Origin of the sequence: Paenibacillus paludis (genome assembly GCF_042610515.1) — a bacterium.
Classification (GTDB): Bacteria; Bacillota; Bacilli; order Paenibacillales; family Paenibacillaceae; genus Paenibacillus_AQ.
This window is the reverse complement of record NZ_JBGJZP010000012.1, coordinates 188,709-199,582: the sequence shown is the minus strand read 5'-3', so window position 1 is coordinate 199,582 and position 10,874 is coordinate 188,709. Positions and strand designations below refer to the sequence as shown.

Below are 10,874 nucleotides of genomic sequence, written 5' to 3'. Positions count from 1 at the left end.
GCCCGAGCGCGAGGCAGGCCTCGCAGTAGGCGCAGCCGGTGAGGCCGCACGCGGCACAGGCCGTGCGGCCGCTGGCGACGCTGCCGCAGCGCAGGCAGCGCATGTCCGCGCGGCGGGCGACAGCGCCGCGCAGGGGCAAGCGGAGCCGCGGCAGGCGAAGCGCCGCAGCACGCAGGAGGCTGCCTGCGCTGGGCAGCCGCGCACGGACATCCCTGCCTTTGCTCTCACTCAATTCTTCCGCCCCAACTTCCCTGCTCGTCCTCTCATTCCATGCATCAACGCCTACTCTCCTGCTCTCCCTCCCACGCCACGCATCATCTACCGTATCCCTAGCTCTACACTCACTCCATTTATCGCCCGCCACTTCCCTGCTTCCCCGCTCTCTCCTTGCCTCACCTGCAGCCTTCTGTAAGCTCTCAGTCTGCTTAGCTCTCTTTCCTACCCCCGAGCTCCATCTCCGCAGTTTCCCCTGGCTCTCTTCACCCCTGCTGCAAGCGGCCTCAAGCTTCAGCCGCCCCTGCAAATGTGCGAGCTGCGCTGCAGCTTGCCAAGTGTTTGCCAGTAGCGGATCTTTCTCCTCCAGCAGGGCTTCAACTTCAGACTGCAGCAAAGACCGGCCGGACAGTGCCTCCACTAAGCGATCCGCCTGCGCGCTGAGTGCAAAACGCTCAGTCCGCTCCTTAAAACTGTCGGTTGGATGAACCTGGGTACTGTTCTTCCATTCGCCCCCCGCTTCCCGCTCCTCATTAATCTCAGCCTGTAATAGATTAGCCAGGTAGCCAGCCCAATGTTCTTCCGTCCATTCCTGCATGCCCTTCTCAGGTTTGACATTGTCACGAAGTTTGACTGCCCAACCGAGCGGTAGATCCGCAGAAAGCAATACCCGTTTGTCCACAGACTGTCCATTCCAGCCTTCACCTCCCACCCCGCTCCACCAGACATTGTCTACCTGGATATCTAACGAAACCCACAGGTGCCAGCGTTCCTTATCCTTCACAGCATATAGGGCAACCCTCATCTGCAATCCCTCCTTAATTTATCCTGAGACACAAAAAAGCACACCACTCCATTCATGGAGAGTGTGCTTCACCCGATTCTTGCGTATTTAGTTCTCATTCGCCGCGCTCTGATTGATATCCCCCGCTTTCCGGCATCCGCATAAACGGCAACGGAGCAGTTGTGCCGGGAAACCGCAAATCGACCAATATACCCTGCTGTATCGGGATTTCTGCCTGTAAGCTACGATTGTGCATGAACCGGGCCACATCAATGGAAGAACCGCTGCAAGCCAACCTGGAAGCCACAGCTATCGTAGCATCACTTGAATCATCGTCCATTACTGTCACCCGAAATAACTTTCCGGTCAGAAAAGCATGAATACCGATTACCCGGATATACCACTCGACAACAGCTTCATGATTACGGGTAATGAGAATATAATGCAGCCGCTTCCCAGAACGTGCCGTCTGCCGGGTCAGTTCCCGGTTGCGCAAAATATGAACAAGGACAACTGCGGATCCGTATATAACCGCAATCCAGATTAACTGGGCTACCATGGAGATGCACCTCCTCTGTATACCGACACTATATGCCGGAGTTAAAAGGTCGGTGCCTGCCCATGGTTCCAACAAGACTGGGTATAGCCGGGTACATATTTACATCAACGTTTTGCCAAATCGAAAATAACTGCGCACTGAAACAATACGTTTGATTACAGCTGAATCGCTGCAGTCTGTTATGTAATGTTGTTCCGGATCATTGGGATTCTCCAAAACGTTCAGTTAACGTTAAACCTGTTATAGGGTTACCCAGCCGTATTTGATGGAATTAATGACTGCTTGAGTACGGTCGTCAACTTCCATTTTTTGCAAAATACTGCTGACATGGTTCTTAACAGTTTTCTCGCTGATAAAGAGGTATTCTCCGATCATCTTATTGCTCTTGCCTTCAGCCATCAGCCGCAGTACCTCTGCCTCGCGCCGGGTCAATGGATTGTTGTCGCCTGCAACGAATTTGACGCCTGCTTCCTTAACGGCCGTTTCGGTCATTGCTCCCGTCTCATTGAGATAGGTCATGCGCCGGAGCTGATTAATCAGCTTGCCCGTAACCTTGGGATGGATAAATGCATGGCCTTCACAGACGGAACGAATGGCATTAATAAGCGACTCTGCCTCCATATCCTTCAGCAAATAGCCATTGGCACCCTTGCGCAGTGTTTCAAATACATAGCTTTCATCATCATGAATCGACAAAATAATAACCTTGACTTCGGGGAACATTTCACGCAGCTTTTGAGTAGCCTCCACACCGTTCTCGATAGGCATATTGATATCCATAAGCACGATATCCGGTTTATTGACATTGCAAAACTCCAACACCTGGATGCCGTCACCGCATTCGCCAATGACTTCAATGTCATCCTCCATATTTAAAATACGTTTCAGCCCTTCACGAAACAATTGATGATCATCGGCCAAAAGAACCTTAATGGGCGATTTGCCAGAACTTTGGTTCTCCATCACATTACTCCTTTCCCTTATCCACATTCGTCGGAATGTGGATTACAATTGTTGTGCCCTGATTCTCTGCTGACAAAATTTCCATTCTTCCTTCAAGCAGTTCCACCCGCTCCCGCATGCCTACCAGTCCAAAGCTTTCACGGTTGCTCTGCTCGCTTACCTTCTTAACATTAAAGCCTAATCCATTATCCTTTACGACGATCTTAATCAGCTGCGCCTGATAAGTGATCTCTACTAGCACATAGCTGGGAAAGGCATGCTTGGCCGCATTGGACAAACCTTCCTGAACCAGGCGGTACACCGCCGCCTCCATGGCAGAAGACAGCCTGTGCTCCTTGCCCCTCGTTTCAAAGGAGGTTCTGATCTTCGTCTTCTCCTCATAATCATGAACGTATTTACGGAGTGTCGGGATCAGCCCCAAATCATCGAGAGCCATCGGACGTAAATTAAAAATCACCTTGCGCATTTCTTCGAGGCTGTATCGAACCTGTCCCTTTAAGTCTATTACTTCGTCCTGCACCAGGGCAAATTCCTGCTTTACCAGCATTCTTTCTACAATTTCCGTCCTAAGGACTAAATTCGCCAGCATTTGAGCGGGACCGTCATGAATTTCCCGGGCAATTCTCTTCCGTTCCTCTTCTTGAGCCAGGATTATTTTTAGTCCGATCATCTGCCTGTTCTTCGCAGTTTCGACAATTCTAGTCACTTGTCCTAGTTCTCCGGACAAATATTCCAGGACAACGCTCATTTGCGAACCAATCGATTCGGCACGTTCCACTGAGTTCTCCACACTTCGAACCCGCTGTTGCAGTTCATCCCGTCTGCTCCGGAGATAGGTTTCCCTTTCCCTTGTCATCATGAGCTCAAGCTGAAGCTCTGTCGCCTTCTCATAAGCAATCCGGATATCTTTCTCCGAGTAGCGGACAAAATCCCGGCTAACCTCAGTCAGCCGGATGCGGGAGCGGTGGTACTGCAGCTCCAGTTTGTCTACCTTTTGCAATGTTTCATCCGTTTCTTCCATAACGCGCTGCAGTTCTTTGGTGAGTGCAACAAGCTCATCCCGTGCAACCTGCAATATTTCAAATATCTGATACTTGCTGCTCTCCATCACGTCGATGGTATTCTTAATGACGCGATCTATCGCATCGGCCTGAAATTCCACGGATGCTTGCCCCATTTCTATCGAATCGTATTAAAGGCTTTCCTTTATACTAACATATCACGATTCGATAGTTACGGTCTTCGTGTTCTGTTCCCATTTTACGGTCAAACCTAGCTGTTCTGAGACCAATCTTAGAGGTACTAAAGTCCTGCCCTGTAGGATCAAAGGAGCTACTTCAGCACTCTGCCGTTTCCCGTTCAACACATATTCCTTGCTATTCACAGTAAGTTCCATAACTTTTGCACCGCGCAAAACCAAGATCTTCTTGGTGCTCGAATTCCAACCCGCACTGCCGCCAAACGCGTCCATCACATATTTAATCGGCACATAAGTACTCTCCCCCTTAACAACCGGGGCTACGTCAATGGGTTTATCCGTTCCGTTCAGCGCCATGGATTTGGAACCAATTTTCATTACAGCGGTTCCCTTCGGAAGTCCGGCTTCACTGGAAAGCGACGGCATCACAAAGGAAAGATTGTCAAAAGCAACGGTGCCGGTTTTGGCACGCTCGTCTTGTCCTTCCTCTACATTCACCACATACAATCTCTTTAAGGAAGCAGGGAATTTAATTCCGGAGCCTGACAAATCAATATTCAAGCTTTTCCAGCCGTTCCAGTCGATAACTTTGGCCAAATCAATATAAGCTGTAGTTCCGCTGCTGTCCACTACTTCAGCCCGCAGCCAATTCAAACTCATATCACCCATGACATCAAGCGACATTGAGGTTGCTGCTGCCGGGATGCTTTTACCGCTTGTACCATTGAATTGGGCGTAGGCATACATTTTGCCACTGCCGGCCGTCATATCATAGCTCAGCGACAGCACCTTGGAGCCTGCCCGTTCAGCACTGCCGTCCGTAACCCCCGCAGTTCCTGTTACAGTGTTGACATTGGAAGTAAAGGCAATCGGATAGGTTACATTCTCAAAGTCTTCCCAGGTAGAAGCTGCTGCTGCCGACAATACAACTGCAGTGCTGAAACCATCATAACGGGCTATCGCATATCCGGTAGTCACACCAGGATTGACAGAATCAACTGTGAGCTTGCCATCCTGCACACTGCCCTTAAAACCGACGAACTCCCATTTGAGTGCTGAATTTGGTACTGAAATTGTCGCTCCGCTCTTGGCAGCTGCCGTCACAGGCACGGATACCGATGCGCCGGCCGTAAGAGGCGCTGTAGCCGTTCCAACAGACAGACCGTTCAGATCCTCACCACCCAGAACAGTAACCTTAGTAGACGCGCTGGCGGTACCGCTGGTCGCTGTCAAAGTGACTGTCCCCGGTTTCACTCCGGTCACTTCCCCTGTATTTACACTTGCACTGCCATTGCTTGCTACCCAAGCCGGGTTTGCTGCAGCTACATCGATTGGATTATAGTACGTATCATAGCCTTTTAAAGAATAGCTTTCCTTTTGTCCGATCAGAAGCACCGGGCTGCCGCTGATTTTAATCCCTTTTACTTCGCCTTTTGGAGCAGAGGTAAATACGCCAAGCCCGTTGACAATGCTGCGCTGCTCTTTGCCATACTCTGTATTAAACGTTAGCGTGGTGGAGGTTTCAGCCAAAGGCCGGTCTACCATCGTTGTGGAGCCGCCTCCGTCCAGATTGAGCCCCTTCCAGACACCGATATTCGTCATGAAGGATTGCAGCTCTGTCAGCGACATTCCGGCACTGTTGTCATTTTTCTCGGCTGCGATTACATAGGCATATCGTCCATCCTGTGAATACCCCAGCGCTGTGCGGGCACGGTAACCGCCAAGACTGCTGGTTGAGCGCGAGAAGGTCGCGGCTTTACCGCCATTGACCAGTATCGTATGTCCACCTATCATCATCTGCAGATTGGCGGGATCAAGCTCCTGCTGCGTTGTTTTGGAGCGTAGCGTATAGTCTGTGACCAGTTTTTGTCCTACAGCCAGGTGACCCGTAACAAACTGGGAAGCAAGTCCATGTGTCCGCAGAATATAGGCACCTTTAGGAACCGCTATTGCCAGAGCTTTACCGGCTTCTGAAATTTGGGTAATAGTACCATTTTCAACCAGAACCTCTGTGGGGCTGGCTGAGCTGTTCTTCGGCCGCTCCCGCGCAGTCCAGACATCCGTATAAATATAGGCAGCATTAGCATGGCTGTATGTAGAACTGCCGCCTTCAGGTGTATAGGCCCCTTTGTTGATGCCGGATAACGGGAATTGCGAACCATCCTCCGCCGTCACCAGCCCTTCAAACGTAAATTCGTCAATCACAGGCTTGCGGTCCTTGGTAACAGCAAAGGCGTACATTCCATTAATCAGCGACGGCGTTGAAACAACAACTCCGCCCGTTACCTGTCCACCAATAGGAGCGCCTTCACCACTTGTATTGAAATAGTCTCCATTAACTGCAGCCACTGCGCCGGTTTCTGCAGCCATCCCCCCTGTGCTTTGGCGCGTAGTCAGGTTGCCGCCTTTGCCGGTCATCACATCTAGAGATACGTAGGGGTTAGTCAGATCTACACGTACTACATCTGCGAGTCCTGTCGCATTTTTGCCAGAGCGGGTGGTGACAAATTTATATTTCATCATCACTGCACCTGAAGTGATTATTTCCTCACCCAGTTTGGTTACTTTGAAGGAGGCTGCTGCCTGAGCCACCGATGCGGTTCCTGGCCCGAAATGAGGCAACCCTTCACTGCCGATTACCGGCATGATCCACAGCACTCCTGCCAATGAAGCGGCGATCCATCTTTTAGCTGGCGACATTTTCATTCCCCTTAAATCTGCTCTGCTATTCTTGTCCTTGAATACTTCATTCATTTCAGTGTAACTCTCCCATCTCATTGTTAAAAATTCAAACTTCCCCATAGGTTCACATCTATTTTCAAAAATCTATAAACCGTTTTCTATGTTCCCGTTATACCTTTAATAGACTGAATTTATGGGGAAAAGTTGCGAATATTGCTAGATTCATGAATTTAAACTGACAAAAAGCGCCCGGCGCAAAACCGGACGCTTGAGAGCGGACCTACAACTATTGTCGGTAGAAATGGCACACTCGGGTACTCATGGGCTTGCAAGTGGAAACGGCTTCGCCGTCCTCAAAAGGACTGGTATCCGCTTCAGCGAGAAATAGAAGGATAATTTTTAGCGTGAAGCCTATAAATTCTTATATTTTACAAAAAACCAGCCTTTGTGAGCATCCGTTGCAGCATTACTGCCGCTTGAGAGCGGGTGGCATTGCCTTGAGGCTGAAACTGGGCGCCGGGCATACCCAGAATAATTCCTTCCTGCACAGCTTTGGCCACAAATTCGGCGCTTTGCCCCGAAACCTTGCTCTTATCTTTAAAGGCCGAAAGTACGGATGTGCTTGTGCCGTTAAGCGTAATCGGATTTTTGGTGTATTCCATAGCCCGAATCATCATTGTCGCCATATGCTCACGGGTAATATTGGCATTTGGACGGAACGTGCCATCCGTATTACCGGTAATAATTCCGGCCTTGGCCGCTGCTCCAATAGCATCTCCTATTTGGGTAGAAGCTTGAACATCACTGAAACGCTGTGCCGTCTCACGGTCACCAAGCAGTCCAAGTCCTCTGCTTAGCATCACCGCGAATTCGGCACGGGTAATCTTCTGCTCCGGCTTAAAGGTGCTGCCGTAGCTGTTGTCTATAATATTTTTGGCTGCCAGCAACGCTACACTTGATTTGCTCCAGTGCTTACTCATGTCTGAAAAGCCCCGGGTAGACAGGAACGTTCCTACCACCTGATTGCCAACCACCTTCGACTGAATGAAGGTATAGCTTCCTGCCCCGCTGATTTTGCTAGGCAGATATGCTGCTTCAGAATAGACAAGGTCCAGTCTGGCTGCTAAAGTCTGGTCACTGACTAAAGAAGAAGTTGTACGGGCCGTATATTCCCCCGGAACACTTAGAACCGTACTATTGGAATAATTGCCGCTGACCGCAGCGGTCAAACGGATATCCACAAGGCTGGTTACACTCTGCAGTCCCTGAGCTTTAAGCGTTGCCTCAACTGGCCCAAATGTGCCGAAAGGTACCTTTTCAAGTCTTAGCATCAGCGAGATATTGCTGCTGTCTGTAGTTAACTTGGATGCAAGGCCGGTCATATCTATGTCATTTAGTGCAAGATTGTACAGGCTGTCACCATAACGTATAGCAAAGGCTGCCTTACTGTCGCGTTTTACTGCTTCCAGCAGGGGCTTAAGCGGTACAACTACATAGGCCCCCAATTCCGTGGAGGGTACTTCGAATGCCAGAGACGGACTGCCCGTTTTATTGAGATAATCATAGCTGGCAGTTAATCGGTCAGACGTAAGGGTATATCTTTTTACCGACTGGTTATATAAGGAACGGTCTTCCGCAGAAGCTGCGGAGTCCCCTTTCAATAGCGGATACTCTTTGCCAAATTCACTTGCTGCCAGAGTTCCCAGATACGAAGGACGCCCGGTTGTGGATGTGCCTACACCGGTGAGATTCTGAACATAAAGTGAGCTGAATGAGGCAAGCGCACTGCCGTTCAGATCCAGAATATTACCGGAACCGGACATATAGGATAAATTGACGGCTTGTCCGGGTTTGACTACCGTGGACAACAGCAGCTTCAATGTACTTCCCGATACAGTATACGATTGTACACCCACACTGCTTCCATCTGCTCTCACGCCAAATTGGTTGGTGTACAAGCTTGAGGACGCCTGCATATTTTTGCTGAAGTTTACAATAAGCTCATCACCGGAGATGGTCGCTGAATTAATAAACGGCACTGTTGTTGTACCGTTACTGTTACTGCTGGTGCCTGAAACCGACACTGGCTGCAGGTTAATGTAAGCGGCCCGGTTGCCGTTCAAGTCACTGATACCAGCTGTCCCTGGTACATAAGAGATCGTAGTGGAGTTATTCGTGTTCAAAGCGCTCGCTAGCGTCAAGGTTACCAGATTTCCGCTTACGTCTACGTTTGTCACATAATTAGGTGTATTCCCCACAAGTACGGAGAATTGGCTGTTCATCGGCAAATTAGCCGTTGACAATCCTTCATTATAAGTTAGTACAATCTTGTTTCCCGAGCCTGCAGCGCTTTGATAGACAGGTGCAGTTGAATCACTGGTATTACGGATATAAAAATCGCTGAAATTCGCTATATTCTGGCTATATTGATCTTGGATAGGATAGGATCCGGCATAGTAGGCTATGCGAATCGTCTGTCCATTCGCTGCATCATTACTTAGCCCCAGAATCACCGTGGAGCCACTGGAAGTGGAGGAAACCACTCCAAGTGAAACATTATCTGCATAAACAGAAAACTGGCTGAAGGCATTAGTGGAAATCGCTTTAAGCGTATCATTGAAATTCAGCGTCAGTGTCTTGCCTGACAAAATTCCATCCTTAGGTGCAGGAAGCGCCGTTTGGACTGTATTCGTTACCTGTCGTAGTGAGAACGTAGATGCTGCGTTGCCGGCGGCATCCTGAATCGTTCTAAGACCACCCGTATAGGCTATCTTGACAAATTGGCCTACTGCCACACCCGTACTAAGGGTCACATACACGCTGTCCCCTTGGATATATACACTCTCTACTGCCCTTCTCTCATCGTTGACCGTTACATTAAAGCTGGAAGACAGCAGAGCACCTGCCGAACGAATTGCTTCATCATACTTCAGGCGGATTGTGCGGTTACTTTCAAGCTGTGTAGACACCAGAACCGGTGCCCTCTTATCTAATGCCACCGTTCGGAAACTCCAGGAGTTTTTTCCGCTGAGTCCCTCATATGAATTCGGATTATTTTTCTCAACAAAAGCACCTGGAGGAATATCAACGTAATAAATCGTATCGTTTTCGAGGGCATTTGAAGGCACGATTACGAATTCACTGTCGTTATTTCCGTTAATTACTTTTGATCCCATCTTAGTTCCATTGCTCTTATAGAGGCTCACAGGATTCGTCTCAATATACTTACTTGGACGGTTGAAGGTAATCTTAATGGGCTGATCAAGCGCCGCAGATTCACTGCGGTCTGCCGGGCTGAGCGAGTCTATAGCGTAACCTGTTTGTGAGGTGGTTGTAAAACTCCATACAAACGGTGTTCCTGAGGCAGGAAAAGCATTGCCATCTTGGTCATTAAACGCGCCGGCAGGAATAGTTACTGTGTAAATAGTATTATTCATCAGCGGACTCGTCGCCGATGTCGATGCTACCGTTATGGTTCTGGTCCCACCACCGGTAACAGCCGAGGAGTTCACATCAAAGTATCTTGTATCCACTGCATTAGTGGAAGATAATTTGATCACTCCATTAACCGGCGTCATCGGCTGGTCAAAGTTCAGCTGAATGTTGCCGGCTGGGGATACGGCAGTAGCACCACTGGCTGGGGATACATTTACCGCAGCGCCTGTTCCCTTTGTGGAAAAACTCCAGATGTTCCCACTGGATATTCCAGCGAAGGTTTTATTCTCATCATCCTTAAAGGCATAAGGATCGATTAGAACATAATAACTTTTCCCTGCTGTAAGTCTACTAGAGAGATTCAATCTCACTATCGTGGAAGAGTCGTCGCTTTGCAAATTGACTGAATAATCTCCATCATTGACCTTGAATTCCTGAACAACTGAATTGTCTGCTGAGGAAATGAGTTTAATGGATCCACCGCTCTTTTGCAGCTTCTTGTTCAGCTTAAAGCTAAGCTGAGTCAGTGTTGTGGAATCTACCCGTGAATAGTTCGCCGGATTGAATTCACTTGCCCCAATATTCAGGTTCACTTCAGGTGATGTGGTAAATGTCCATGAAGCAGCCGCTGAGTCAGCACCCGCCCCATCCTTAAACAGTCCTCTGGGAACAGTCACGGTATAGGTTTTGTTCATCTCCAGCTGCTTGCCTAATTTAACTTCGTATTCCGTAGAATTGCTGATTAGCCCAGAACTGCCGATAGGCACCGTCACATATGGCGTGCCTGAGTCTCGCGTAGTAAGGGTGATATCTCCACTCTGCGGATACACCTGACGATCGAATTTCAGCTTAATGGAGGACGATACATTTACATTGACCTCACCTGCTGTTGGCGAAGTTGCCATGCTGAATTCGCTTGCAGCATAAACTGCTGAATTCCCGGGACCAATTGACGAATACCCTGCACTGAGCAGCAGATCCCCTGCCAGAATGAGTGCTGCTAATATTGAAATTTTCCTTTTCATGCGGTGATAGACTCC

General features: G+C 49.1%; 5 protein-coding genes and 1 pseudogene. All 6 read right to left on the bottom strand.

The window, feature by feature from the left end; translation table 11 throughout:
* Positions 1-1,018 (bottom strand): annotated as a pseudogene (locus ACAN56_RS22445) (hypothetical protein); the annotation flags it as partial.
* Positions 1,019-1,112: 94 nt separating this feature from the next.
* Positions 1,113-1,556: a hypothetical protein gene (locus ACAN56_RS22440; protein ID WP_379145790.1), complete on the bottom strand. Its 444-nt coding sequence runs from the start codon at positions 1,554-1,556 to the stop codon at positions 1,113-1,115.
* Positions 1,557-1,796: 240 nt separating this feature from the next.
* Positions 1,797-2,519 (bottom strand): response regulator, encoded by a 723-nt coding sequence (locus ACAN56_RS22435; protein WP_038597350.1) that lies wholly within the window; start codon positions 2,517-2,519, stop codon positions 1,797-1,799.
* 4 nt (positions 2,520-2,523) lie between these two features.
* Positions 2,524-3,681, bottom strand: coding sequence for a sensor histidine kinase (locus ACAN56_RS22430; protein WP_038600984.1), 1,158 nt, complete (start codon positions 3,679-3,681; stop codon positions 2,524-2,526).
* 57 nt (positions 3,682-3,738) lie between these two features.
* Positions 3,739-6,471: a stalk domain-containing protein gene (locus ACAN56_RS22425; RefSeq protein WP_379145789.1), complete on the bottom strand. Its 2,733-nt coding sequence runs from the start codon at positions 6,469-6,471 to the stop codon at positions 3,739-3,741.
* Between the two features lie 356 nt (positions 6,472-6,827).
* Positions 6,828-10,859 (bottom strand): Ig-like domain-containing protein, encoded by a 4,032-nt coding sequence (locus ACAN56_RS22420; RefSeq protein ID WP_379145788.1) that lies wholly within the window; start codon positions 10,857-10,859, stop codon positions 6,828-6,830.
* Positions 10,860-10,874: the final 15 nt, after the last annotated feature.